This window comes from Streptomyces sp. SID9727 (assembly GCF_010550605.1).
Classification (GTDB): domain Bacteria; phylum Actinomycetota; class Actinomycetes; order Streptomycetales; family Streptomycetaceae; genus Streptomyces.
On sequence record NZ_JAAGNI010000511.1, the window covers coordinates 1 to 25,701 of the forward strand.

Sequence of the window (25,701 nt, forward strand, 5' to 3'; positions counted from 1 at the left end):
CGGGGGCGGTGCCGGTGGCGGGGGCGGTCTCCAGCGCGTCGTCGCCCTCGGCGTCGGTGACCCAGACGACGTGCTGGTCCCCGTCGGCCTGGAAGGTGCGCGGCAGCCTGGCCCGTACGCCGGGTTCGGCGGCGAGCGCGCGGGCGGGGCCCTCGCGGTGGGTGACCCAGTGGACGGCGCCCCGCGACAGGACCGCGCTGCCCCGGCCGGTGCGGTCGGGCGACGCGCTGGTCAGGTGGCTGTCGGCGTGCAGCGGGTAGGGCTGGAGGTCGGCGCGCTGACCGCCGAGCCGGACCTCGACGCGGCGGGGCTCGTCGCTCTCCAGGCTGTCCAGGAGCCACAGTTCACCGGCCGAGGCGTAGGCGACCCGGGTGCCGTCTGTGGTGGCCTGCCGGGCGTAGAAGCCGTCGACGGGGGTGTGCCGGCGCAGGTCCGTGCCGTCGGGGAGCGACGAGTAGAGGGCCCCGGTGCCCTCGTGGTCGGAGAGGAACGCGAGGCGCTCCCCCACCCACATCGGGCACTCGATGTTGCCGTCGAGGTCCTCGTGGATCCGGGCGAACTCCAGCGGGTCGTCCTCGGCCGCGAGCCAGAGCTTTCCGGCCGTGCCGCCCCGGTAGCGCTTCCAGGAGGCGGCTTCGCGCCCCATGGTGGCCGAGAGCAGCAGGACGCGCCCGGCGGGCCCGTACGCGAGGGAGCCGACGGGGCCGTACGGGAGGGTCCGCGCGGGGCCGCCGTCGACCGGGACGGCCCGGGCCCAGGTGCGGCGGAGCGAGAGCTGGCCCTGGGTGCTGGTGACCAGGACGTCGCCCTCGGGGGTCCAGCCGCGCACGGTGGTGCGGGCGTCGCCCCAGTGGGTGAGCCGCCGGGAGGGCCCGCCGTCGGCGGGGGCGATGTGCACCTCGGGCGCCCCGTCGCGGGTGGACGTCCAGGCGACGAGGGAGCCGTCGGAAGATATGCGCGGCTGGGTGACGGGACGGTTGTCTGCGCTGACCCGCCACGCCCGGCCGCCGTCGAGTGGGGCGAGCCAGACGTCGTCCTCGGCGGTGAAGGCGATCACATCACCTTGGACGTGGGGGTACCTGAGGTAGGAAGGCTGTGTCACACGATCACCCTAGGCCGCGGGTGTGCCGGGTGGCACGGGGTTGGCCGGAGTACGTCGTGCGGTGCGGGCCCGCCACCGGGACGTGCGGACCGGGTGGCACGGGGTTGGCCGGAGTACGTCGTGCGGTGCGGGCCCGCCACCGGGACGTGCGGACCGCGTGGCACGGGGTTGGCCGGAGTACGTCGTGCGGTGCGGGCCCGCCACCGGGACGTGCGGACCGGCGGTGACCGCCGACTCCCCCGCCCGCGGCCTCACTTGCCGGGGTGGACGGTGACCGTCACCGTCACGGTGGCCGTCGGGCCGCCGTCCCGCCCCGGTGGTCCGGCGGGCGGCGCGGTCGTGGCCGGGGCGGTGCAGTCGCCGAGCAGGGTGGCCCGGAAGACGGCGCGGCCATCGCTCTTCGCGGTCATGTCACCGCGTACGCACCGGCCTTCGACCGCGTGGGTCACCTGCCCGTCCAGGGCGATGTCGCCGCCGGACTCGGTCTTGCCGTCGCAGTGGACCTCGGCCGTCCGGCGCACGGCGGAGGGCGCCGCCGAGCGGGTGGCACCGCCTCCGTCGAGCGAGGCCGTGCAGGTCAGCCAGCGCACCCGGACGCCTTCGTGCTCCAGGGCGCGGGTGGCGGTCCGGTCCGTGGTGAAGGCGACGGACGCGGTGTTCAACGCGCCGGTGGCGTCGCCCGGTTCACAGGCGGTGAGCCCGGCGACGGCGGCCGCGGCGAGGCAGAGCGCGGCCGGAAAACGACGGGCCGCACGACGGCCCCCTGCCCTTGACGTCCCCATACGGGCAGCCTCCCACCGCAGGTGACGGGGCGGTAGACCGATTCCGGGCACAACCACCCCATCGGGGACGGTTCACGACCAGCGCCCCGTGCGTCCCAGGAGCAGCGCCGTCGCCGCGGTGCCGGCCGTCGAGGTGCGCAGGACCGTGGGGCCGAGGCGGCAGGTACGGGCACCGGCGGCGGCGAACGCGGCCAGCTCGTCCGGGGACACACCGCCCTCCGGGCCGACGACCAGCACGATCTCGCCCTCGTCGGGCAGACCGACGGTGGCCAGCGGTTCGCTCGCGTAGTCGCGGTCCTCGTGCAGGACGGCCGCGAAGTCCGCCGCGGCGAGCAGGCCGGCGACCTGCTTGGTGGTGGCCAGGTCCGCCACGTCCGGGAACAGCACCCGGCGCGACTGCTTGCCGGCCTCCCGGGCCGTGGCGCGCCACTTGGCCAGGGACTTGAGGCCGCGGTCGCCCTTCCACTGGGTGATGCAGCGCGCCGCCTGCCACGGGACGACCGCGTCGACGCCGGTCTCGGTCATCGTCTCCACGGCGACCTCGCCCCGGTCCCCCTTGGGCAGGGCCTGGACGACGGTGATCCGCAGCGCGGGGCGCGGCTCCTCGTGGACCGGGTCCAGGTCGCCGACGACCAGCCGGTCCTTGCCTTCGGCGGCGCGCACGACGCCCCGGGCCCACCGGCCGCGGCCGTCCGTGAGGACGACCTCCTCGCCGGTGCGCAGCCGCTTCACGGAGACGGCGTGGCGTCCCTCGGGCCCGTCGAGGACGAACTCGGGGGCGTCGGGCAGGTGGTCGACGACGAAGACGGGTGCCGTCACTGCGTGCTCCTTGTGCTCACTGCCGTCCGTGCGGCGTCCAGTTCCTCGGCGAGCAGCCGGACCAGTCGGCCGGCGGGCAGCTCGCGGGCCATCCGGTGCCCCTGCCCGGCCCACAGCGCCATGCCCTGGGCGTCCCCGACGCGGGCGGCGGCCTTGCGCAGCACGGAGGTCATGTGGTGGACCTGGGGGTAGGCGGCGGGGGCGTGCGGGCCGTGCTCGCGCACGAAGCGGTTGACCAGGCCGCGCGCCGGGCGCCCGGAGAAGGCCCTGGTCAGGGTGGTCCGGACGAACAGCGGGTTGGTCAGGGCCTGTTTGTGCAGGACGTGGGCGCCGGACTCCGGGCAGGCCAGGAAGGCGGTGCCGAGCTGGGCGGCGTCGGCGCCCGCCGCGAGGACGGCGGCGATCTGGGCGCCGCGCATCAGGCCGCCGGCGGCGACGACCGGTATCTGCACGGTCTCGCGGACCTGGGCGACCAGGCTCAGCAGCCCGGTCCCGCCGTCCTCGGTCGCCGGGTCGTCGTGGAACGTGGAGCGGTGGCCGCCCGCCTCGGTGCCCTGGGCGCAGACGGCGTCGGCCCCGGCCCACTCGGCGGCCTGGGCCTCCTCCGGCGAGGTGACCGTGACGACGGTGTACGTACCGGCTGCCGCGAACGCGTCGAGCGTGTCGCGCGAGGGGCAGCCGAAGGTGAAGGAGACGACCGGGACCGGGGCGTCGAGGAGGACGGCGAGCTTGTCCTCGTAACCGTCGTCGCCGGGTGCGTCCGGGTCGCCGAGCTCCGTCTCGTAACCGGCGGCCTCGTCCGTGAGCCGGCGGCGGTAGTCCTCCAGCACGGCGGGGTCCGCCGGTTCGCACTGCGGCATGAAGAGGTTGACGCCGAAGGGCTGCCCGGTCAGCCCGCGCACCTGCTGGACCTCGTCCCGCAGGGCGTCCGCCGTCTTGTAGCCGGCGGCCAGGAAGCCCAGCGCACCGGCCTCGGACACCGCGGCGGCGAGCTGCGGGCAGGACGGACCGCCGGCCATGGGGGCCTGCACGATGGGGTACCGGCAGAGAGCGGTCAGCGCGGGAGGCATGACCGCATCGTGTCATGTCCTTCCTGTCCCGTGATGCCCGCCCCGCGACAGCGTCCGGCGGCGGCGCGGTACGGACTCGGTGGCCGGGCCCGTACCGCGTGCGCGCGGTCGTCAGCGGCCGTTGAAGGCGTCCTTCAGGCGGGAGAACAGGCCCTGCTGGCCCGGCTGGAACTGGCCGGTGGGCCGCTCCTCGCCGCGCAGCTCGGCCAGTTCGCGCAGGAGGCGTTCCTGCTCGGGGTCCAGCTTCATCGGGGTGGTCACCTCGACGTGGACGATGAGGTCGCCGCGTCCTCCGCCCCGCAGGTGGGTGATGCCGCGCCCGTGCAGCGGGACGGACTGGCCGGACTGGGTGCCCGGCCGGATGTCGACCTCCTCCAGGCCGTCCAGCGTCTCCAGCGGCACCTTGGTGCCGAGGGCCGCCGCCGTCATGGGGATGGTGACCGTGCAGTGCAGGTCGTCGCCGCGGCGCTGGAACACCGCGTGCGGCAGCTCGTGGATCTCGACGTAGAGGTCGCCGGCCGGGCCGCCGCCGGGGCCGACCTCGCCCTCGCCCGCGAGCTGGATGCGGGTGCCGTTGTCGACACCGGCGGGGATCTTCACGGTCAGCGTGCGCCGCGAGCGGATGCGGCCGTCGCCGGCGCACTCCGGGCACGGGGTCGGCACGACCGTACCGAAGCCCTGGCACTGCGGGCAGGGACGGGAGGTCATGACCTGGCCGAGGAAGGACCGGGTGACCTGGGAGACCTCACCGCGGCCGCGGCACATGTCGCAGGTCTGCGCCGAGGTGCCGGGGGCCGCGCCCTCGCCGCTGCACGTGGTGCAGACGACGGCGGTGTCGACCTGGATGTCCTTGGTGGTGCCGAAGGTGGCCTCGGAGAGGTCGATCTCCAGCCGGATCATGGCGTCCTGGCCGCGCCGGGTGCGCGAGCGGGGCCCGCGCTGCGACGACGTACCGAAGAAGGCGTCCATGATGTCGGAGAAGTTGCCGAAGCCGCCCTGGCCGAAGCCGCCCGCGCCGGCGCCGCCGGACTGCGAGAGCGGATCGCCGCCGAGGTCGTAGACCTGCTTCTTCTGCGCGTCCGACAGGACCTCGTAAGCGGCGTTGATCTCCTTGAACCGCTCCTGGGTCTTCGGATCGGGGTTGACGTCCGGGTGCAGCTCGCGGGCGAGCCTCCGGAACGCCTTCTTGATCTCGTCCTGGGAAGCGTCGCGGCGCACGCCGAGTACGGCGTAGTAGTCCGTGGCCACTTACGACTCCGCCAGGATCTGTCCGACGTAACGTGCCACTGCGCGTACCGCTCCCATCGTTCCGGGGTAGTCCATGCGGGTCGGTCCGACCACGCCGAGTTTGGCGACTGCCTCGTCGCCCGAACCGTAGCCGACCGCGACGACGGACGTGGAGTTGAGCCCCTCGTGGGCGTTCTCGTGCCCGATGCGCACGGTCATGCCCGAGTCCTTGGCCTCGCCGAGCAGCTTCAGCAGCACGACCTGCTCCTCCAGTGCCTCCAGCACCGGCCGGATCATCACCGGGAAGTCGTGTCCGAAGCGGGTGAGGTTGGAGGTGCCGCCGATCATCAGCCGCTCCTCCGTCTCCTCGACGAGGGTTTCGAGCAGGATCGAGAGGACGGTGGACACGGTTCCCCGGTCCTCGCTCTCGAAGGATTCCGGCAGGTCCTGCACCAGCTGCGGGACGTCCGCGAACCGGCGCCCCACCACCCGGCTGTTGAGCCGGGCCCGCAGATCGGCGAGGGAGGTCTCGCCGAACGGCGCCGGGCAGTCCACCAGCCGCTGTTCGACCCGGCCGGTGTCCGTGATCAGCACGAGCATCAGCCGCGCCGGGGCCAGGGACAGCAGCTCCACATGCCGCACCGTGGAACGGGTCAGCGAGGGGTACTGCACGACGGCGACCTGCCGGGTCAGCTGCGCGAGCAGCCGTACGGTACGGCCCACGACGTCGTCCAGGTCGACCGCGCCGTCGAGGAAGTTCTGGATGGCGCGGCGCTCCGGCGACGAGAGCGGCTTGACGCCCGCCAGCTTGTCCACGAAGAGCCGGTAGCCCTTGTCCGTCGGGATGCGCCCGGCGCTGGTGTGGGGCTGGGCGATGAAGCCCTCCTCCTCCAGCACCGCCATGTCGTTGCGGACGGTCGCCGGGGAGACCCCCAGCTTGTGCCGCTCGGTGAGCGCCTTGGAGCCGACGGGCTCCTCGGTCCCGACGTAGTCCTGGACGATCGCGCGCAGCACTTCGAGTCTGCGTTCGCTGAGCATCGCGCGCACACCTCCAGCTGTCCACGTCGGTGTCCCGGGCCGTTCCCGGGATTCCTCCTGGCACTCGGTGCGTACGAGTGCCAGCGATCCCCGGCCAGTGTACGGCGACGGGGTGGTGCCCTAGCAAGGGCGACCGGCCACGGTGCCGACCGATCGCGCAGGTCGCTGCCGATAGCGTCGCCGCATGGATGCCTCTTGGGAAGACTTCGGATGGGAGCGGCTGGGTCACGGAACGGGCCGCCGGCGCCTTCCCCGCTGGGACGCGACGGCCCTGCTGGTGGCCGGTCCGGACGGGGCACTGCTCTGCGACACCGGCTCGTCACTGCGCGAGGGTGTGGAACTGCGCACCCAGGCCGAGGCGCTGCTCGGCCGGAGGGTGACGCACATCGCACTCAGCCACCCCCATTTCGACCATGTGCTGGGCACGGCGGCGTTCGCCGGTGCGCGGGTGTACGGCTCCGAGGGCGTGGCGGAGCTGCTGCGGCGCGGGGCGGACGGGCTGTACGCGGACGCGGTGGCCCAGGGACTGCCCGAGGCGGACGCGGCCGGGTCCGTCGACGTGCTGGTCGCCCCGGACCACGAGGTGCGCGGGGAGCTGACGGTGGATCTGGGCGGCGGCCGGGAGGCGGTTCTGGTGGACATGGGCGCCGCGCACAGCGGCCACGACCTCGCGGTACTGGTCCCGGGCCCCCCCGCCCTGGTGTTCTGCGGCGACCTGGTCGAGGAGTCCGGCGAACCCCAGGCGGGCCCGGACGCCCGTCCGGCGCGCTGGCCGGCGGCGCTGGACCGGCTGCTGGAGCTGGGCGGGGAGGCCGCGCTGTACGTGCCGGGGCACGGGGCGGTGGTGGACGCGGCGTTCGTCCGGGCCCAGCGGGAGGCGCTGGCGGGGCGGTTCGGCGTGTCGTAGGGGCGGCGGGTGCTCGGCCGCGTCCTGGCCGGCGGGGAAGGCGGGTGGCCGGACGGCGTCCCGGTTCGGCGTGTCGCGGGCCTTCCCCGCTTATCGTCGTGCGATGCGCAGCTACCAGCCCGATCTGACCCCGCCGTGGAAGAAGTCCGCCCCCGCCCCGGAGGTGCCCGCCGAGACCGATCTGGTCGTGGAGGAGGCGGTCACCGGATTCTGCGGCGCGGTCATCCGGTGCGAGAAGACCGCCGAGGGGCCGACGGTGACCCTGGAGGACCGGTTCGGCAAGCACCGGGTCTTCCCGATGGCGCCGCGCGGCTTCCTGCTGGAGGGCCGGGTCGTCACGCTGGTGCGCCCGTCGGCCGGGGGGCCGGTGCGGCCCGCGCGTACGGCCTCCGGTTCGGTGGCGGTGCCCGGTGCACGGGCGCGGGTGGCGCGGGCCGGGCGGATCTACGTGGAGGGACGGCACGACGCGGAGCTGGTCGAGCGGGTCTGGGGCGACGACCTCCGCATCGAGGGCGTGGTCGTGGAGTACCTGGAGGGGATCGACGACCTGCCGGCGATCGTGCGGGAGTTCGCGCCCGCGCCGGACGCCCGCCTCGGGGTACTCGTCGACCATCTGGTGCCCGGTTCCAAGGAGTCCCGGATCGCGGCCCAGGTGTCGGACGGCGACGTGCTGGTGGTCGGGCACCCGTACATCGACGTGTGGGAGGCCGTGAAGCCCGCGTCGGTGGGGATCGCCGGATGGCCGGTGGTGCCGCGCGGGCAGGACTGGAAGACGGGCGTGTGCCGGGCGCTGGGCTGGCCGGAGAACACCGGCGCGGCCTGGCAGCGCATCCTGTCCTCGGTCCGCTCCTACCGGGACCTCCAGCCCGAACTCCTGGGCAGGGTCGAGGAATTGATTGATTTCGTCACCCTTCCGGACTGATGTCCGGCTGGTCTTCCCGTCGATCCGGCACCGATCCGGATGAATGCCTGCGCCTCGCACACATCATCGGTTATTGAGTGGGGCCAGGCTCTTTTCGCGAGGGAAGGCACGGGGCGATGGCACGCGAGGTCTGGCGGGACAGTGCGGAGAACGAGGCGGCCTCCGCCGTTTTCCACTTCGTGCAGCAGCTCATCGACCGCTACCGCGACAACCGGCCCGTGATGCCGCTGGTGGTCCTCCAGGCCGCCGACGCCGACGTACCGCCCGCCGTGGACGCCCGGGTCGAGCAGATCGTGCGCCAGATCCACCGGGCCAACCAGCCGCGCCGCGTCCCCCTGAGACTGCTCGACGGGCGCGGCGACACCCCGTACGACGCGGCGCTCGACATGGTCCGCACGCTGACCGAGAAGCCGTGGGAGACCCGGGGCGGATCGCAGTACAAGCCGTTCTCCTTCCCCCGTTCCCGGCTGCTCGGCGCCATCGAACAGGCCACCGAGGCCGTGCTGCGGGATCCGGACCCGGGCTGCTCCCGGGACCAGCGCGACGAGCGGATCCTGGAGGAGCTGAGCGCGCTGCGCTGGCGGGCCGGGCGGCGCGGCCGGGGCACCTGGTGGACCGCGTTCCGTGAGTCGGTGCGGCCGGAGACGTTCGTGGGGGCCGTGGTCATCGCGGTCCTGGGTGTGCTGCTCGGCGAGATCGGCTGGCTGCCGACCGTGCTGGTGGCCGTGGGGGCGGTCCTCGGGCTCGCGGTGATCCGGCTGGTGTCGACGTCGGCGCCGCCGCTGCTGTGGCTGCGCCGGGCCAGCAAGTGGTTCGCCACCACCTCGTCGCTGGCCGCCGCCAGCACCGGCTATCCGTCGGACGGCTGGTCCCGGTTCTCCCCGAGCGGTTCGTGGCGGGTGATCCGGGCGCGGGCGGCGGTGGTCGCCGGGCGGGTGGCCGACGCGGCGGCGGGCGACGAGCGGGCCCGCCAGTTCCACCTGGAGCTGCGGGTCCAGGCGCTGCTGGAGGACCTGCGCAACAACTACCGGCCGCACGCGGCGGACTGGCGGCGCGGCAAGCGGACCGTGCCGCCGGTGGTCTTCCTGCCGAGGGCCGTCCAGAGCAACGGCGGCGTCCAGCTGATCAACGCGGTCAACAACGTCCGCTCCCGGCGCAGCGAGGTCGATCCGCTGCTGCTCCTGGCCTCCCTGCCGGCGGCCGAGATCCTGCGGCACACCCCGCCGCTGCCGCCCGACCCGCCGCCCGCGCACACGGGTGCGGCACGGGCCCGGTACGAGGACTGGGTCGGCCACCTCAGCGTGGGCCAGTCGCCCTCGGCCACGGCCACGCCCGCCTGGGTGCTGCGGCTGCCGCTGTCGACGGCGCAGCTGACCCACGAGCACGCGCACGCGCAGCTGACCACGGAGCGGGTGCGCAGGACGTGGGTGTGGTGGGTGATGTCGCGGACGACGGTCGCCTGTCTGATGGCCGGCGCGCTGCTGGGGACGATGCTGCTGAGCAACCACCTGGCCGACCGCTACTGCCACGGCCCGCTCACGGACGTCGACACCGACTCGTTGCGGCTGGACGGTCCGGGCGGCGGGGGCAAGGAGTGCGTCGGTGTGGCGACGACCACCCGGGTGCGCTTCGCGAAGGGCAACGACCTGGAGCTGGACGGGGCCGGGGCGGGGGTCACCTTCGACCGGATCGAGCGGGCGGTGGCCGAGGAGAACGCCTCGATCGAGCCGGGCGACAAGTACGTCACGCTGATCTACGCGGGTCCGTTCACCGCCCCGTCCCCGGAGCGCACCCGCAAGGCCCTGGAGGAGCTGACCGGCGTCTACCTCTTCCAGCACCACACCAACACGCTGGACTTCTCCGTCAAGCTGCGGGTGCTGACCGCCAACGGCGGGCAGGACATGCTCCAGCAGATACCCGCGGTGAAGAAGATCATCGAGGTGGCCGAAAGGGACCAGTCGGTCGTCGGCGTGGTGGGGCTCGGCCGTGACACCACCGACAGCCCGGAGGCCACCGCGCTCCTGCAGCAGGCGGGCCTGCCCGTGGTGGACACCACCAACTCCGGCGGCTACCTGGCGACGGACTACTCCAACTACTTCGGCCTGGCGGCCACCGACCAGGAGCAGGCGGACGCCCTCGGTCTCGTCGCCGAGCAGGTGGCCGAGAAGGCGGCCGGCAGGCACAAGCCGCAGGCCCTGGTCCTGTCGCGCAAGCTCGGCAACAACGACAAGGACCGCTACACGCTGGAGCAGCAAGAGGTGGGCGGCGCGATGCTGGAGGAGTCGGGCTTCGAGCTGTCGGATCCGGTGGAGTACGACCTCGGCCGCCGCAGCAGCGCCGACCTGGACCGGCCGGTGCAGCGGATCTGCGCGGCCGACCCGGCGCCGGACGCCCTGTACTTCGCGGGCCGGGTCGAGGACGTCGCCAACCTGATGAGCCGGCTCGCCCACAGCTGCTCGCGCCGCCCGATCACCGTCTTCACGGGCGACGACCTGTCCAAGGCCCGGCTCGACACGAGCACGGACACCACGAGGAACGTCACGCTCTACCACACGACCCTCGCGCCGATGAGCCGCGGCCGCGCCGACGGCTTCTACGAGGAGTCGCGCCGGGCCCTGGGGAAGCTGCTGCCCAAGGGCGCGACGCTTCCCCGCCTGCCGGCGTCGAAACCGTACGAGGACCCGCTCTTCGCGAGCGGCCAGTCGGTGATGTCGTACAGCGCCACGGCCGCGTTGTACGACGCGGCGAGCCACGGCGACACGGCGAACAGCGCCGCGGAGACGTGGGCGAACCTCTACGCGGTGAACCTGCGGAAGATGCCCACGGGGACGGTCACCTTCCGCGGCTTCATCCCGTACGAGGCCCAGGCGGGCCACGGGCTGGACGTCGTGCAGATCACCTACCCGGACGGCCGGAGCCGCGCCCGGATCATCTGCGGCCGGGCCGCGGGGGCGCGGGCGCTGACTCCGGCCGGATGCCCGCTGGAGTGAGCGGGGCGTACGCCTCGATCCGCGTACGCCCCCGGGCGCGCCCCGCTCAGTCCACCAGGTCGCGCACCACCGCGTCGGCCAGCAGCCGCCCGCGCAGCGTCAGCACGGCCCGCCCGTCCTCGAACGGCACCGGTTCCAGGAGGCCGTCGGCGACCGCCCGGCGGGCCGCCGCGAGGCCGGCGGGAGCCAGCAGGGAGAGCGGGCAGCCGTCCACGAGCCGCAGTTCCAGCAGGATGCGCTCGACGCGGCGGTCCTCGGCGGACAGGATCTCGCGCCCGGCCCCCGGCGAACGCCCTTCGGCGAGCGCCTGTGCGTACGCCCCCGGGTGCTTCACGTTCCACCAGCGCACGCCCCCGACGTGGCTGTGCGCGCCCGGCCCGGCGCCCCACCAGTCGGCGCCCCGCCAGTACAGCTCGTTGTGCAGGCAGCGGCCCTCGGGCGTACGGGCCCAGTTCGACACCTCGTACCAGGAGTAGCCGGCGGCGGCCATCGCCTCGTCCGCGACGAGGTAGCGGTCGGCGTGCGCGTCGTCGTCGGTCATCGGGATCTCGCCGCGCTTGATCCGGCGCGCGAGGCCGGTGCCCTCCTCCACGATCAGCGCGTACGCGGACACGTGGTCGGGCCCGGCACCGATCGCCGCGTCCAGGGAGGCGCGCCAGTCGTCGTCGGACTCGCCGGGGGTGCCGTAGATCAGGTCCAGGTTGATGTGCTCGAAGCCGGCCGCCCGCGCCTCGGCCACGCACGCCTCGGGCCTGCCCGGGGTGTGGGTGCGGTCGAGGATCTTCAGGACGTGCTGCCGGGCGCTCTGCATGCCGAAGGAGATCCGGTTGAAGCCGCCCTCGCGCAGCTCGGCCAGGTAGGCGGGGCCGACGGACTCCGGGTTGGCCTCGGTCGTGATCTCGGCGTCGTCCGCGAGCCCGAACTCCTCGCGGACCGCCGCCAGCATCCGGACCAGGTCGGCCGCGGCCAGCAGGGTCGGCGTACCGCCGCCGACGAAGACCGTGCGGACCGGGCGCGGGTCGTCGCCGAGGACCTTGCGGGCCTGGCGGATCTCGCCGACGAGGTGGGAGGCGTAGTTGTCGCGGGAGGCCAGGGCGCCGCCGGAGCCGCGCAGCTCGGTCGCCGTGTAGGTGTTGAAGTCGCAGTAGCCGCAGCGGGTCGCGCAGTACGGCACGTGCAGGTAGAAGCCGAGCGGGCGGCCGGCTGCGCCTTCCAGGGCATGGCGGGGCAGCGCCCCGTCGTCGGGCACGGGTTCACCATCGGGCAGTACGGAAGGCATACCGCCCATTGTCGCGCGCCGCCCGGCGAACGGACGCCACGCCCCGGACCGGCGCTACTCGGCCTGGAGCACCAGCAGCGCCAGGTCGTCGTCCGGCGGGCGCTCGGCGAAGTCGTGCACGGCGTGCTTGATGCGCTCCGCGATCTCCTCCGCGCTCAGCCCCGCGCACCCCGACAGCGCCTTCGCCAGCCCGTCCCCGTCGTCGAACATCAGGGCGCCCGACCGCCGCTCCGTGACCCCGTCGGTGACGCAGAGCAGGCTGTCACCGGGCGCCAGGTCGAAGCTCTGGGTCCCGTAGACGGCGTCGTCCATCAGCCCGAGCAGCAGCTGCGGCTCGGCGGCGGGCCGCACGGTGCCGTCCGGGCGCAGCAGCAGCGGCAGCGGGTGCCCGGCGCTGGCCAGGGTGCAGCGCGCGCCGCCGCCGGGCAGCGGGACCAGCTCCCCGTACAGCAGGGACAGGAAGCGGGACTGCCCGCCGTTGTCCGCGGAGTGCTGGCCGCCGGCGGCGGCGACCATGAGCGCGGCGGCCTCGGCGGCCTCCATGGCGTCGTCCAGGAGCAGCCGGTTGAGGCGGACCAGGACCTCGTCGGCCTGGAAGCCCTCGCGGGCCAGCAGCCGCAGCCAGGGGCGGGCCAGGCCGGTGACGACGGCGGCCTCGGGGCCGCTGCCCTGGACGTCGCCGAGGACGAAGCACCAGCGGTCGCCGGGGCACGGGAAGATGTCGTAGAAGTCACCGCCGACGACGCCGTCGTCGCTCGGTTCGTAGACGAGCGAGCTGGCCACACCCGGTATCCGGGCGACCTTGCTGGGCAGCAGCCCGCGCTGGAGGATGCGGCTGATGGTGGCCTGGCGGGTGTAGGCGCGGGCGGCGCCGACGGCGAGGCCGACCCGGCGCACGAAGTCCTCGATGAGGGCCGTCAGCTCGTCGGGCAGGCGGTCGGTGGACTCGCGGCCCAGCAGTACGGCTCCGAGGGCGCGGCCGCCCGAGGTGACGCGGTAGGCGAACGCGACGCCCTCCTCCTCGTCCGGTGGTTCGCCGTCCTCCGCGCTGCCGGGCCACGGCATGGAGACGGCACCGGTGCCGACGCGCTCGGGCAGCCGGAGCGGGTCGCCCTCCAGCAGGGCGCGCAGCGGTCCGATCCGTTCCTCGTCCACGTGCCAGACCTTGGCCAGGCGGGGGACGGCGGCGGGGCCGCCGCTCTCGGGCTCCAGCCAGATCGCGCACCAGTCGGCGAGGCGGGGGACGAGTAACTGTCCGGCGAGGGCCGCCACGATGTCCTCGTCCAGCTGCCCGGCCAGCAGGTCGGACGCCTCGGCGAGGAAGGACAGCGCGCCGCGCCCGGCCCAGTCCCCGTCGTCGCGGGCGGTCCGCCGGGCGGTGGGGGCGAGCAGTTCGGCGGCGCGCAGGCCGCGGTCGAGGCCGGTCTCGCCGCGCCCCTCGGGGAACGGGTTCCAGTCGTCCACGGGGAGCCGGGCCCAGACGGTCTTCGTGCCGGTGCGGTAGGTGATGCCCCACCGCTCGGCGAGGGCGGCGACGATGTCGAGGCCGCGCCCGTAGTCTGCGGGCTCGCCGACGTTCTCGGCGCTGTGCGCGTGGTCGCCGCGGACCGTGCGGCCGGGGTGGTGGTCGGCGACCTCCAGGACGAGCGCGGCCTCCTCGTCCTCGGTGGACTCCTCCAGCCGGAAGAGCAGTTCGACCGCGGTGCCCGCGTGCACGACGGCGTTGGTCACCAGCTCGCTGACGATCATCGCGGCGTCGTCGGACAGCCGCTCGCTGAACCCGACCGCGGCGGGCAGCCCGAGCCCGGTCCACTCGTCCAGCGCGGCGGTGACGAACCGCCGGGCCGCGGCGGGCGCGAGGAGGTTGCCGGGCAGGCTGGTCCGGGCGACCGGCTGTGCGCCTGTGGCGGCGGTGGTTCCGGGATGCTGCACGATGTCCCGCTGCAAGGGAATGGACCCCACAGGGCGGCTCCTGACCTGTTCTCGCTCTGCCTGTTTCTCCGTGGTGCGCCGCTGACGACACGGACAGAGTGACAGATCGGCCCTTCACATACGCGCCGAGTTACGGAAGTGGGTGGTCACGAAGGTGCGGCGAGAACGCGCCGGCCCCCCCGCGCCGGGGTGCGCGGGGGGCTTTCGGGGGGCGTACGGAGGTGGATCGGGCGCCGGGCGGAGTGCGGGTCACGCCTCCCGGGAACCGGCGTACATCTCCTCGATGAGGTCCTTGTAGGTGCGCTCGACGACCGGCCGCTTCAGCTTGAGGCTGGGTGTGACCTCGCCGTGCTCGATGTCGAGGTCGCGCGGGAGCAGCCGGAACTTCTTGATGGTCTGCCAGCGCTGAAGGCCCTCGTTGAGGCGCTTGACGTAGCCGTCGATCAGCTCGACGGTCTTCGGAGAGGCCACGACGTCCGCGTACGACTTGCCCCCCATGCCGTTCTCGGCGGCCCAGCCGAGGATGGTGGGCTCGTCCAGGGCGATCAGCGCCGTGCAGAAGTTACGGTCCGCGCCGTGCACGAGGATGTTGGAGACGAACGGGCACACGGCCTTGAACTGGCCCTCGACCTCGGCGGGCGCGATGTACTTGCCGCCCGACGTCTTGATCAGGTCCTTCTTGCGATCGGTGATCCGGAGGTAGCCGTCGACGGAGAGCTCGCCGATGTCGCCGGTGTGGAACCAGCCGTCGGCCTCCAGCACCTCGGCGGTCTTGTCCGGCAGGCCCTGGTAGCCCTGCATGATGCCGGGGCCGCGCAGCAGGATCTCGCCGTCGTCGGCGATCCGCACCTCGGTGCCGGGCAGCGGTTTGCCGACCGTGCCGGTGCGGTAGCTCTCGCCCGGGTTGACGAAGGAGGCGGCGCTCGACTCGGTGAGGCCGTAGCCCTCCAGGATGTGGATGCCGGCGCCGGAGAAGAAGAGCCCGATGTCGGGGGCGAGCGCGGCGGAGCCGGAGACGCAGGCGCGGAGCCGGCCGCCGAACGCCTCGCGGATCTTGGCGAAGACCAGCGCGTCGGCGACCTTGTGCTTGCTGCCGAGCGCGAAGGGCACGGACGCCTTGCCGGTGCGCCGGAAGTTGTCCTGGGAGACCCTGGCGTACTCGCGGGAGACGCCGGCCGCCCACTGGAAGATCTTGTACTTGGCCCCGCCGCCCGCACGTGCCTTGGCCGCGACCCCGTTGTAGACCTTCTCGAAGATGCGCGGCACGGCGGCCATGTAGGTGGGCTGGACGACCGGCAGGTTCTCGATGATCTTGTCCACGCGGCCGTCGACGGCGGTGACGTGGCCGACCTCGATCTGCCCGGAGGTGAGGACCTTGCCGAAGACGTGGGCGAGCGGCAGCCAGAGGTACTGGACGTCGTCCTTGGTGATCAGGCCGGTGGAGACGGTGGCCTTGGCCATGTACGACCAGTTGTCGTGCGGCAGCCGTACGCCCTTGGGGCGGCCGGTGGTGCCCGAGGTGTAGATGAGGGTCGCCAGCTGCTCGGCGGTGATGGCGTCGACGCGCTCGCGGACCGCCTCCGGGTTCTTCGCCAGGTGCTCGGCGCCCAGGGCCTCCAGCTCGGCGAGGGTGAGCACCCAGCCCTCGGGGTCGCCCTCGGCCGGACCGGCGCCCTCCGCGTCGATGACCACGACGTGGGCCAGGTCCGGGAGCTCGGCGCGGCGCTCGCGGGCCTTGGCCAGCTGGGCGGCGTCCTCGGCGATCAGGACCCGGCTCTCGGAGTCGGCGAGGATGAACGCCGACTCCTCGGCGTTGGTGGAGGGGTAGACCGTGGTGGTCGCGGCGCCCGCGCACATGACGCCGAGGTCGACGAGGATCCACTCGACCCGGGTGGAGGAGGCGAGAGCGACGCGCTCCTCCGGGTTCACGCCGAGCGCGATCAGCCCGGCGGCCACGGCGTACACCCGCTCGGCGGCCTGCGCCCAGCTGAGCGACTTCCACTCGTCGGGGCCCTCGCCGCCGGCCGCGGGCACGGGGTAGCGGTACGCCTCCCCGTCCGGGGTGGCCGCCACCCGGTCGATGAAGAGGGTCGCCACGGAGGGCGGACGGTTATCGATCATGGTCTGTGTGTCGCTCACGACATCCTCCGGGCCTGCGGCGGTGGTGCTTGCTGCTGTCTGCGTCTACGTGCTGCGATCCCGCTTGCTTAACTGGCGAGTAACTAAGAAGTCGTGATCAGGGTAAAGCGCCCGCGCGCCCCGCGTAAGAGGCAATCGGACCCCGCTTGATAACGAACGGGCCCCCGTATCGCAGCGTGCTGCGATACGGGGGCCGCCGTCTCTGCCTGCCGGGACTACTTCTTGGCCTTGCCTTCCCCGGCGGACTCGTCGGTCGACAGCACGGAGATGAACGCGTCCTGCGGCACCTCCACGTTGCCGACCATCTTCATCCGCTTCTTGCCTTCCTTCTGCTTCTCCAGCAGCTTGCGCTTACGGGAGATGTCGCCGCCGTAGCACTTGGCGAGCACGTCCTTGCGGATGGCGCGGACGGTCTCGCGGGCGATCACCCGGGAGCCGATGGCCGCCTGGATCGGCACCTCGAAGTTCTGCCGGGGGATGAGCTTCTGCAGCTTCGCGACGAGGCGCACGCCGTACGCGTACGCCTTGTCCTTGTGGGTGACCGCGGAGAACGCGTCGACCTTGTCGCCGTGCAGCAGGATGTCGACCTTGACGAGCTGGGCCGACTGCTCGCCGGTGGGCTCGTAGTCGAGGGAGGCGTAACCGCGGGTCTTCGACTTCAGCTGGTCGAAGAAGTCGAAGACGATCTCCGCGAGCGGCAGCGTGTAGCGGATCTCGACGCGGTCCTCGGAGAGGTAGTCCATGCCGAGGAGGGTGCCGCGGCGCTGCTGGCACAGCTCCATGATCGCGCCGATGAACTCGCTGGGCGCCAGGACCGTGGCCCGGACGACCGGCTCGTGCACCTTGTCGATCTTGCCCTCGGGGAATTCACTCGGGTTGGTGACGGTGTGCTCGGTGCCGTCCTCCATCTCGACCCGGTACACCACGTTGGGCGCGGTGGCGATGAGGTCGAGGCCGAACTCGCGCTCCAGCCGCTCGCGGACCACGTCCAGGTGGAGCAGGCCGAGGAAGCCGACACGGAAGCCGAAGCCGAGCGCCGCGGAGGTCTCCGGCTCGTACACCAGGGCGGCGTCGTTGAGCTGGAGCTTGTCCAGGGCCTCGCGCAGGTCCGGGTAGTCCGAGCCGTCCAGCGGGTAGAGCCCGGAGAACACCATCGGCTTGGGGTCCTTGTAACCGCCCAGCGCCTCGGTCGCCCCGTTGTTCAGCGAGGTGATCGTGTCACCGACCTTGGACTGCCGGACGTCCTTCACACCGGTGATGATGTAGCCGACCTCGCCGACACCGATGCCGTCGGAGGGCGTCATCTCCGGCGAGGAGACACCGATCTCCAGCAGCTCGTGCGTGGCGCCGGTCGACATCATCCGGATCCGCTCGCGCTTGTTCAGCGAGCCGTCGACGACACGGACGTACGTGACGACGCCCCGGTACGAGTCGTAGACCGAGTCGAAGATCATCGCGCGGGCGGGCGCGTCGGCCTTCCCGACGGGCGCCGGAACGTCCCGGACGACGCGGTCGAGCAGCGCGTCCACCCCCATGCCGGTCTTCGCGGAGACCTTGAGCACGTCCTCCGGCTGGCAGCCGATGAGGTGGGCCAGTTCCTCGGAGAACTTCTCGGGCTGGGCGGCCGGCAGGTCGATCTTGTTGAGCACCGGGACGATGGTGAGGTCGTTCTCCATCGCGAGGTAGAGGTTGGCCAGGGTCTGGGCCTCGATGCCCTGCGCGGCGTCGACCAGCAGGATCGTGCCCTCGCAGGCGGCCAGTGACCGGGAGACCTCGTAGGTGAAGTCGACGTGGCCCGGCGTGTCGATCATGTTGAGGACATGGGTGCTGCCCTGGCCCTCACCGCTGGTCGGCGCCCAGGGCAGCCGGACCGCCTGGGACTTGATGGTGATGCCGCGCTCGCGCTCGATGTCCATCCGGTCGAGGTACTGAGCGCGCATCTGCCGCTGGTCGACCACCCCGGTGAGCTGGAGCATCCGGTCGGCAAGGGTCGACTTGCCGTGGTCGATGTGCGCGATGATGCAGAAGTTGCGGATCAGCGCCGGGTCGGTACGGCTCGGCTCGGGCACGTGGAGAGGAGTCGCGGGCACGCAGGGTCCTGATTCTTGAGACGCCGGACGCCGTGTCTCGGGTCGGTTCGGGTCGGGGCGGATCTGTACGTAGCCTCCATCGTCCCACGCCTGCGGGGCGGCGACCGGTTTGGGCCGGTCGGACCGCTCCTGCTACCGTGGACAGCTGTGCCATGTGGCTCTCGGGCCGCACGGACACACATCGAAGATCCAACGAACCTGAAAAGGCTCTTTCGTGGCGAACATCAAGTCCCAGATCAAGCGGAACAAGACGAACGAGAAGGCGCGCCTGCGCAACAAGGCCGTCAAGTCGTCGCTCAAGACCGCGATCCGCAAGGCCCGCGAGGCCGTCGCCGCCGGCGACGTCGAGAAGGCCACCGTCGCCGTGCGCGCCGCGTCCCGTCAGCTGGACAAGGCCGTCTCGAAGGGTGTCATCCACAAGAACGCCGCCGCCAACAAGAAGTCGGCGCTGGCCTCCAAGGCTGCCACCCTCCAGGGCTGAGCGATCTGATCCCACCGCCGGAACGGATCAAGCGGGCCCTCTACCCCGCTCCTGCCCGGCCCCCGCGCCGCACACCGAACCTGCGTTCGCCACGCGGGTGCGACGCACCAGTCTGAACCCGAGGCCCCGCCACCCTTTCCCCAGGGAGCGGGGCCTTCGGCATGGGCGCTCTTCTCGGCCCGTCCGGCGCTTGAGGACGCCTGACCGGCACGCCCCGAGCCCGCCCGGCAAACCAGCCCGTCCGGCGCTTGAGGACGCACGCCCAGAGCCCGCACGCCCCGAGCCCGCCCGGCAAACCAGCCCGTCCGGCGCTTAAGGGCGCCTGAACGGCGCGTTCAAGCCCGTCCGGCGATCGAGGACTTCCGCGGCCGCCCCCTACCGCGGGCTACGCCCGCCCCGCGCCGCACCCGCCACGGCCACCACCGCCTTCTCCAACGCGTACTCGGGGTCGTCCCCGCCCCCCTTCACCCCCGCGTCCGCCGCCGCGACCGCCCGCAGCGCCACCGCGACGCCGTCCGGCGTCCACCCCCGCATCTGCTGCCGTACCCGGTCGATCTTCCAGGGCGGCATGCCCAGCTCACGCGCGAGGTCCGCAGGGCGCCCCCCGCGCGCCGAGGACAGCTTGCCGATCGCCCGTACGCCCTGCGCCAGCGCACTGGTGATCAGAACGGGCGCCACGCCCGTGGACAGGGACCAGCGCAGGGCCTCCAGGGCCTCCGCAGCCCGCCCCTCGACCGCCCGGTCGGCGACCGTGAAGCTGGATGCCTCGGCCCGCCCCGTGTAGTAGCGTCCGACGACCGCCTCGTCGATCGTGCCCTCGATGTCCGCGACGAGCTGCGACACCGCGCTCGCCAGCTCCCGCAGGTCGCTCCCGATGGAGTCGACCAGCGCCTGGCACGCCTCGGGCGTGGCGGACCGCCCCAGCGTGCGGAACTCACCCCGCACAAAGGACAGCCGCTCGGCCGGCTTCGTCGTCTTCGGGCACGCGACCTCGCGGGCCCCCGCCTTGCGGGCCGCGTCGAGCAGCCCCTTGCCCTTGGCACCGCCCGCGTGCAGCAGGACGAGGGTGATCTCCTCGACCGGGTCGTCCAGATACTTCTTGACGTCCTTGACCGTGTCCGCGCCCAGATCCTGCGCGTTGCGCACGACCACGACCTTGCGCTCGGCGAACAGCGAGGGGCTGGTCAACTCGGCCAGCGTGCCCGGCTGGAGCTGGTCGGGGGTGAGGTCCCGGACGTCCGTGTCGGCGTCGGCGGCGCGCGCGGCCGCCACCACCTGCTGCACGGCTCGGTCGAGGAGCAGGTCCTCCTGCCCCACGGCGAGCGTGAGCGGGGCGAGCGGGTCGTCGGTGGAATTCCTTCTGGTGGCCATCGCCGTCCAGCATCCCACGGGCCACTGACAGCCCGGGCCGCGGCCGGGTCCGCCGCACCCTCCCCCGTATCCGAGAATGAGCACGTGAGCGATGAGAGACACGTGCTGGTGCTGCCCGACCGCGATGCCGCCGAGGAGGCGGCGGAGGAGATCGCCGAGCGCTTCGGCGTCACCGACGAGTCGCAGCTCGTACGCGACGCGCTGGCGGGCGAGGACGACGCCGAGGACGCCCAGTGGCTGGTCGTCGTGGAGGACCCGGACCACCGTCTCGACCCGGCGGCGCTCGACGCGTTCGCCGCGGAGTACGAAGGGTGGCTGGAGGCGCCGTAGGACCGGCGCCTCCGGCTCCCGCCCCGTGGTGGGGCGGGGACTCAGCCCTTCGGGACGATCTGAATGTCCATCTCGATGGAGATGCTCGGGCCGACCACCGCGATGCCGCGCGCCAGCATCGTCTGCCAGGTGAGGGTGAAGTCCTCGCGGTGCAGCTGGGTGGTGGCACGGCAGGCGGCCCGGCGCTCGCCCTCCATCCCGTTGCCCAGCCCGAGGTACTGGGTGTCGAGGGTCACCGTACGGCTCACCCCGTGCAGCGTGAGCGCACCGCTCACACCCCAGCGGGTCCCGCCCCGGTGCACGAAGCGGTCGCTGTAGAACTCCAGCGTCGGATAACGGCCGACGTCCAGGAAGTCGCTGGAACGCAGGTGGTCGTCGCGCATCTGGACGTTCGTGTCGATCGACGCGGCGTCCATGACCACGTGCATCGCCGAGTCCTCCATACGGTCGGCGATCCGCACCGCCCCCGCGAAGGTGTTGAACCGGCCGTGGATACGGGCCATCCCGATGTGGCGGGCGGTGAAACCGATTTGGGAGTGCGTCGGTTCGATCTCCCAGTCGCCCGGCTCGGGCAGCTGCGGCGGGGCGGCGAGCTGGAGGGTCACATCGCCGAGACTCGCATGGCCGCCCTCGGTGACCGTGGCCGAGCCGTGGAAGGGGGTGAACCCCTCCGCCGTGACGGCCAGCCGGTACTCCCCCGCCGGAACCGTGGCCATGACGCTGCCGTACGGGTCGGTCTCGCCCCCGACCACCTTGCGCCCCGCCCGGTCCGTCAGCACGAACTCCGCAAGCGGCACGGGCTCGTTGACCGGGTCGAGCACCCGGCAGCTGAGGACACCCGCCGAGTCCGGCACCACCAGTCCGGCGAGGGCGCTGCCCCGAGCGGCACCCGTCGCACCTTTGTTTCCGAACCAACGGCCGAACATCTCCACACACTCCCGGGCACTCGCTCACCTCGGGCCGTATGGCAGACGTCGTTGTCGGAGCAGCGGCCCGCCGACGAGCATGCATTCGACCACCCTTGAGGTGTTCGAGGCAAACAGAGCGGCTCGCAGCGGCTTGGGTGCAGGTGTTACCGAAGGTCCGAATTTGCCGGAAGCCGGTCCAGGTCCAGGCCGAAGTGGTCCCGATAGGCCGCCAGCACCTCGTCGTCGCTGCCCAGCGGTGTCTCGTGCCGTTCGCCGCCCGCCGTCGTGAGGAGCTTGCGGCCGCTGAGGGTGATCCGGCCGTCGTCCGTGCAGCGCGAGCAGACCGGGGCCCGGGTGAAGTGGGAGTCGGGCGAGGTGCGGTGGTACCAGGCGCCGGCCCGGAAGTCCGCCAGCTCCCTGGCCCGCCGCTCCAGCCGGAGCCGGGCTCTGCCGTCGCACAGGACGTCGAGGTCCCCGAGCTCCCCGCCGCCGTCCCCGGCCAGGGCGATCCGGAAGACGCCGCCCGGGTCCTCCTGGTCGGCGCGGTCGTCGAGCGCGAGCGGGTGCCTGGCGTGGTCACCGAAACCGACGTCGGCCAGCCACGGCCCGGTCCCGTCCTCCGTCTCGACGCGCAGCGCCAGATGGTCGTACGGGATGCCGAGCCGTCCCCCGTCACCGTGGACCCGGGCCTGGAGGAGGGTGACGCGGAAACCGAGCGCCCGCAGCAGTACGGCGAACGCGCCGTTGAGTTCGTAGCAGAAGCCGCCGCGCTCGCGGGCCACGATCTTGTCCAAGAGCGGTCCGTCCTCCAGCACGATGTCCTCGCCGAGGTGGATGGAGAGGTTCTCGAAGGGCACGGCGACGAGGTGGCGCAGTTGCAGTTCACGCAGCGCCGAGGCGTCGGGGCGCACGGGCCTGGCCGCGCCGATGCGGTCCAGGTAGGCGTCGATGGTCTGCGGCAGCTGCGGGTCCATGGGGCCAGTCTGTGCCGCCGCCCCGGCCGCGCGCCATGCGCCACTGGTCCTAGGTCCGGCGACGGTGTTACGCGGCCGGGGCACGGGTTAGCGTGCGCGGCATGCCCCTTCCGGAACCGGCGCGCAGCCGTGAACAGCGCAAGCAGGACGTGCTCGACCGCCTGGAGGAGGACACGGACGCCTGGGTGTCCACGGCCTCCGCCGACGGAGCGCCGACCCTGGTGCCGCTGTGGTTCCTGTGGGACGGGGAGACCTTGCTGATGGCGACCCGGCGCACCAACCCCACGGCGGTCAACCTGACGCCGGACGGCCGGGCCCACATCGCCCTGGGCCACACCCGCGACGTGGTCATGATCGAGGCCACGGCCGAGGTGGTGGAGGGCACGGACCTTCCGCCGGCGTCGGGCGACGCGTTCGCCGCGAAGTTCTCCTGGGACCTGCGGGGGCGCCCCGCCTGGGTGTACCTCCGCTTCACCCCGTACGCGGTCAGGGCGTGGCGGGAGTCCAACGAGCAGCCCGGCCGCGACCTGATGACCGAGGGGCGCTGGCTGGTCTGAGGCCGGGGCGCGCCGGACCCCCGGCCCGTGATCGGGCTCGGTGAGGTCGCAGCAGCCGATGGTCTCGCCCGACGCCATGCCCCTCCGGACCGGCGTCTTGGGAGCCGCCCGCCGTCCCGCCGCGTATGCCCTCATGACCTCCCCACCGCCCGCAACGCGCTCCCCGCACCGGTCACCGCGATCGCCCCGTCCCTGTCGGTGCGCAGCACCACCGCCCCCTCCTCCGCGAGCGCGTCGACCGTCCGGGGCGCCGGGTGCCCGTACGGGTTGCCCCGGCCCACGCTCACCAGCGCGAACCTGGGCCGGACGGCCCGCAGCAGGGCACTGTCCTGGTGCGCGGAGCCGTGGTGGGCGACCTTGAGCACGTCCACCCGGGGCAGCTCCGGATGGCTGAGCAGCAGCGCCTGCTGGGCGGGCGGTTCCAGGTCGCCCGGCAGCAGCAGGGTGAGCCCGCCGGTCCGCACGAGCAGGGTGACGCTTGCATCGTTCGGGTCCTGCGGCACGTCGTACGGGGCGGGGCCTGCCGCCGGGGCCGCACCCGCCGCGCCCGGCGGCCACAGCACCTGCCAGTCCAGCGCGCCGATCCGCCGCCGTTCCCCGGGGGCGGCCCGCAGGACGGGCACGCCGGCCCCCGCCGCCGTTCTCCGGACGAACGCGGCCTGCTCCGGCGGCTCGTCCAGGCCCGTCGTCTGGATCGCGCCCACCGCCCTGCCGCGCAGCACCCCGGGGAGACCCCGCACATGGTCGGCGTGAAAGTGGGTGAGCAGGAGCAACGGGACGCGGCTCACGCCCAGTTCGCGCAGGCACCGGTCGACGGGCCGGGGATCGGGGCCGGCGTCCACGACCACACCGGAACCCCGCCCCGCCGCGAGCACCAGGGCGTCACCCTGTCCGACGTCGCACATGGCGAACGCCCAGCCGGGCGGCGGCCATCCGGTCAGCACCCGGGTCAGCGGCACCGGCCGGAGCACCGCGAGGACCAGCAGCAGCGCGGCGGCCGTGCAGACCCAGGGGCGGCGTCCGGCCCAGCGCGCGGCCGCTACCAGGACCAGGACCAGGGCTGCCAGCAGCGCGGCCCCGGGGAGGCCGTCGGGCCAGTCGATCTCGGCCCCGGGGAACGCCGCTCCGGCCCTGGCCACCGAGGCGATCCACCCGGCCGGCCACCCCGCGACCCTGGCAAGCAGCCCGGCCGCCCCCATCGCCACCGGCGCCACGGCCAGCGCGGCGAACCCGAGGACCGTGGCCGGCGCCACGGCGAACTCCGCCAGCAGATTGCACGGAATCGCCACCAGACTCACCCTGGAGGCGAGCAGCACCACCACGGGCGAGCACACCGCCTGCGCGGCGGCCGCGGCGGCCAGCGCCTCCGCAAGCCGCGGCGGCACCCGGCGCAGGCGCAACGCCTCGCTCCAGCGCGGGGCCAGGGTCAGCAGGGCACCAGTGGCCAGCACCGACAGCACGAAGCCGTAACTACGCGCCAGCCATGGGTCGTAGAGCACCAGGAGCAGCACGGCGGCACACAGCGCGGGAATCAGCGTCCGGCGCCGGCCGGTACCGATGGCGAGAAGCGTGATCAGCCCGCACGCGGCGGCCCTCAGCACACTCGGTTCGGGCCGGCAGACCAGGACGAAGGCGAGCGTGAGCCCGCCACCGAGCAATGCGGTCATCCGCAGGGAGATCCCCAGCCTGGGTGCCAGTCCCCCGCGTTCGGCCCGCAGCGCCCGGCCGGGCGGCCCGATGAGCAGAACAAGCATGATCGCCAGATTGGATCCGGATACGGCCATCAAGTGCGTGAGATCGGTCGCCCGGAACGCGTCGTGCAGCTCGGGCGTGACCCGTGATGTGTCACCGACCACCAGTCCGGGCAGCAACGCCCGCGCGTCGGGGCCCAGTCCGTCGGTGGCCTCGCGCAGCCCGGCACGCAGACCGCCCGCGGTGCGCTGGAGGAGGCTGGGCGGGCCGGTCACCCGGGGCGGGGCCTTTCCGTCGGGCCGTAGGACGGCGGCGACCCGTTCGCCCTGGTGCGACGGGGGCGCCAGTCGCCCGGCGACCCGCAGGCTGGTGGAGGGCAGCAGCCGCTGCCAGGCCGCCGCAGCGCCGCCCGGCGGGACGATGACCAGGACCGGCGTCCGCAGCCGTACGGCCGTGCCGTCGGCCCGCGTCAGCCGGGTGACCTCCGCGTCCAGGAGCAGGGAGGCGGGCGTGCTGCGGTCGCCGCGCACCCGGGGGAACGTGCGCCGGGCGTCGGAGGTGAGGGTGATCTCCGCCTGGACGCGCGCGAACTGCCGGGCCAGTCCGGGCAGGGGGCCTCGGCGCACATCGGCACCGTGCAGGCCGGCGGACGCCGCCCCGGCCGCCCCGCAGAGCAGCACCGCCGCGACGGCTGTCGCCTGCAACCGCCCCCACCCACCTCCGCACACGGCACCGGACGCTGAGGCGACATCGGACGCTGAGGCGACATCGGACGCTGGTGCGGCACCGAACGCGCCCTCCGCACCGGCCTCCCCGCTTGCGCCGCCCCCGTCCCTCGCCTCGCCCTCCCCGACCGCACCGCCCCGGCCCCTCACCCCGGCGACACCGCTCGCGCCTCCCCCACTCCTCGCCCCGGCCTTCCCGCCCGCACCACCCCCGCCCGGCGTACGGGACCGTCGCAGGCCCACCGCGAGGAGCACCATCGCCGTCCCCAGACAGAGCACGACCCCCATCGCCGCCCAGTGCCCGGGAGCCCCCAGCGCGAGCCCGGCACCGGCCCAGGCCGCCGCTGCGGGGGCGAGCAACCGGAG

19 protein-coding genes and 1 pseudogene are annotated in these 25,701 nt (G+C 73.3%); 6 read left to right on the forward strand and 14 right to left on the reverse strand.

The features are described from left to right. From G3I41_RS34440 to hrcA, 6 genes and pseudogenes are all read right to left on the reverse strand, one after another. Positions 1 to 1,102: pseudogene (locus tag G3I41_RS34440) on the reverse strand (peptidase S41); the annotation flags it as partial. Positions 1,103 to 1,353: 251 nt separating this feature from the next. Beyond that, complete coding sequence (locus G3I41_RS34445; protein WP_164404485.1) at positions 1,354 to 1,764, reverse strand: hypothetical protein; 411 nt, start codon at positions 1,762 to 1,764, stop codon at positions 1,354 to 1,356. A 192-nt stretch (positions 1,765 to 1,956) separates the two neighbouring features. After that, positions 1,957 to 2,703, reverse strand: coding sequence for a 16S rRNA (uracil(1498)-N(3))-methyltransferase (locus G3I41_RS34450; protein ID WP_164404448.1), 747 nt, complete (start codon positions 2,701 to 2,703; stop codon positions 1,957 to 1,959). Then, positions 2,700 to 3,773 (reverse strand): nitronate monooxygenase, encoded by a 1,074-nt coding sequence (locus tag G3I41_RS34455; RefSeq protein ID WP_164404449.1) that lies wholly within the window; start codon positions 3,771 to 3,773, stop codon positions 2,700 to 2,702. The genes G3I41_RS34450 and G3I41_RS34455 overlap by 4 nt, the downstream gene beginning before the upstream one ends. A 111-nt stretch (positions 3,774 to 3,884) precedes the next feature. After that, positions 3,885 to 5,021: a molecular chaperone DnaJ gene (gene dnaJ, locus G3I41_RS34460; protein ID WP_164404450.1), complete on the reverse strand. Its 1,137-nt coding sequence runs from the start codon at positions 5,019 to 5,021 to the stop codon at positions 3,885 to 3,887. After that, the gene (gene hrcA / locus G3I41_RS34465) at positions 5,022 to 6,038 is read right to left on the reverse strand and encodes a heat-inducible transcriptional repressor HrcA (RefSeq protein WP_018103247.1); all 1,017 of its coding nucleotides are present in this window, start codon (positions 6,036 to 6,038) and stop codon (positions 5,022 to 5,024) included. A 184-nt stretch (positions 6,039 to 6,222) separates the two neighbouring features. Between hrcA and G3I41_RS34470 the strand changes: the two genes are divergently transcribed. The 3 genes from G3I41_RS34470 to G3I41_RS34480 all read left to right on the forward strand — a co-directional run bounded on the left by G3I41_RS34470 (position 6,223) and on the right by G3I41_RS34480 (position 10,857). Beyond that, positions 6,223 to 6,945: an MBL fold metallo-hydrolase gene (locus G3I41_RS34470; RefSeq protein WP_164404451.1), complete on the forward strand. Its 723-nt coding sequence runs from the start codon at positions 6,223 to 6,225 to the stop codon at positions 6,943 to 6,945. Positions 6,946 to 7,048: 103 nt separating this feature from the next. Continuing rightward, positions 7,049 to 7,867, forward strand: coding sequence for a DUF3097 domain-containing protein (locus G3I41_RS34475; protein ID WP_164404452.1), 819 nt, complete (start codon positions 7,049 to 7,051; stop codon positions 7,865 to 7,867). Positions 7,868 to 7,983: 116 nt separating this feature from the next. Beyond that, positions 7,984 to 10,857, forward strand: coding sequence for a hypothetical protein (locus G3I41_RS34480; RefSeq protein WP_164404453.1), 2,874 nt, complete (start codon positions 7,984 to 7,986; stop codon positions 10,855 to 10,857). Between the two features lie 46 nt (positions 10,858 to 10,903). Here G3I41_RS34480 and hemW read toward each other — a convergent pair whose 3' ends face one another. The 4 genes from hemW to lepA form a co-directional block, all read right to left on the reverse strand. Next, positions 10,904 to 12,145: a radical SAM family heme chaperone HemW gene (hemW, locus tag G3I41_RS34485; RefSeq protein WP_164404454.1), complete on the reverse strand. Its 1,242-nt coding sequence runs from the start codon at positions 12,143 to 12,145 to the stop codon at positions 10,904 to 10,906. Between the two features lie 45 nt (positions 12,146 to 12,190). Beyond that, positions 12,191 to 14,083, reverse strand: coding sequence for an ATP-binding SpoIIE family protein phosphatase (locus G3I41_RS34490; protein WP_164404486.1), 1,893 nt, complete (start codon positions 14,081 to 14,083; stop codon positions 12,191 to 12,193). 234 nt (positions 14,084 to 14,317) lie between these two features. Further along, the gene (locus G3I41_RS34495; protein WP_164404455.1) at positions 14,318 to 16,207 is read right to left on the reverse strand and encodes a long-chain fatty acid--CoA ligase; all 1,890 of its coding nucleotides are present in this window, start codon (positions 16,205 to 16,207) and stop codon (positions 14,318 to 14,320) included. A 215-nt stretch (positions 16,208 to 16,422) separates the two neighbouring features. Further along, entirely contained in the window at positions 16,423 to 18,297 is a 1,875-nt protein-coding gene (gene lepA / locus G3I41_RS34500; protein ID WP_164404456.1) for a translation elongation factor 4, read from the reverse strand. 214 nt (positions 18,298 to 18,511) lie between these two features. Between lepA and rpsT the strand changes: the two genes are divergently transcribed. Next, a complete protein-coding gene (rpsT, locus tag G3I41_RS34505; protein ID WP_018103239.1) occupies positions 18,512 to 18,778 on the forward strand; it encodes a 30S ribosomal protein S20 in 267 nt (88 codons plus the stop codon). 375 nt (positions 18,779 to 19,153) lie between these two features. On the opposite strand, the gene holA is transcribed toward rpsT, so the two are convergent. Beyond that, a complete protein-coding gene (holA, locus tag G3I41_RS34510) occupies positions 19,154 to 20,149 on the reverse strand; it encodes a DNA polymerase III subunit delta (protein WP_164404457.1) in 996 nt (331 codons plus the stop codon). An 84-nt stretch (positions 20,150 to 20,233) separates the two neighbouring features. Between holA and G3I41_RS34515 the strand changes: the two genes are divergently transcribed. Then, positions 20,234 to 20,479: a hypothetical protein gene (locus G3I41_RS34515; protein WP_343242281.1), complete on the forward strand. Its 246-nt coding sequence runs from the start codon at positions 20,234 to 20,236 to the stop codon at positions 20,477 to 20,479. Positions 20,480 to 20,520: 41 nt separating this feature from the next. Here the strand turns inward: G3I41_RS34515 and G3I41_RS34520 are convergent, their stop codons facing one another. Together G3I41_RS34520 and G3I41_RS34525 are read right to left on the reverse strand one after the other, a co-directional pair. Further along, positions 20,521 to 21,405 (reverse strand): YceI family protein, encoded by an 885-nt coding sequence (locus tag G3I41_RS34520; RefSeq protein WP_164404458.1) that lies wholly within the window; start codon positions 21,403 to 21,405, stop codon positions 20,521 to 20,523. Positions 21,406 to 21,551: 146 nt separating this feature from the next. After that, a complete protein-coding gene (locus G3I41_RS34525) occupies positions 21,552 to 22,361 on the reverse strand; it encodes an arylamine N-acetyltransferase (RefSeq protein ID WP_164404459.1) in 810 nt (269 codons plus the stop codon). A 101-nt stretch (positions 22,362 to 22,462) separates the two neighbouring features. On the opposite strand from G3I41_RS34525, the gene G3I41_RS34530 reads away from it, so the two are divergent. Continuing rightward, on the forward strand, positions 22,463 to 22,918 hold the full coding sequence (locus tag G3I41_RS34530) for a pyridoxamine 5'-phosphate oxidase family protein (protein ID WP_164404460.1): 456 nt from the start codon (positions 22,463 to 22,465) through the stop codon (positions 22,916 to 22,918). A 131-nt stretch (positions 22,919 to 23,049) separates the two neighbouring features. Here the strand turns inward: G3I41_RS34530 and G3I41_RS34535 are convergent, their stop codons facing one another. After that, complete coding sequence (locus tag G3I41_RS34535; protein WP_164404461.1) at positions 23,050 to 25,314, reverse strand: ComEC/Rec2 family competence protein; 2,265 nt, start codon at positions 25,312 to 25,314, stop codon at positions 23,050 to 23,052. Between the last annotated feature and the right edge of the window lie 387 nt (positions 25,315 to 25,701).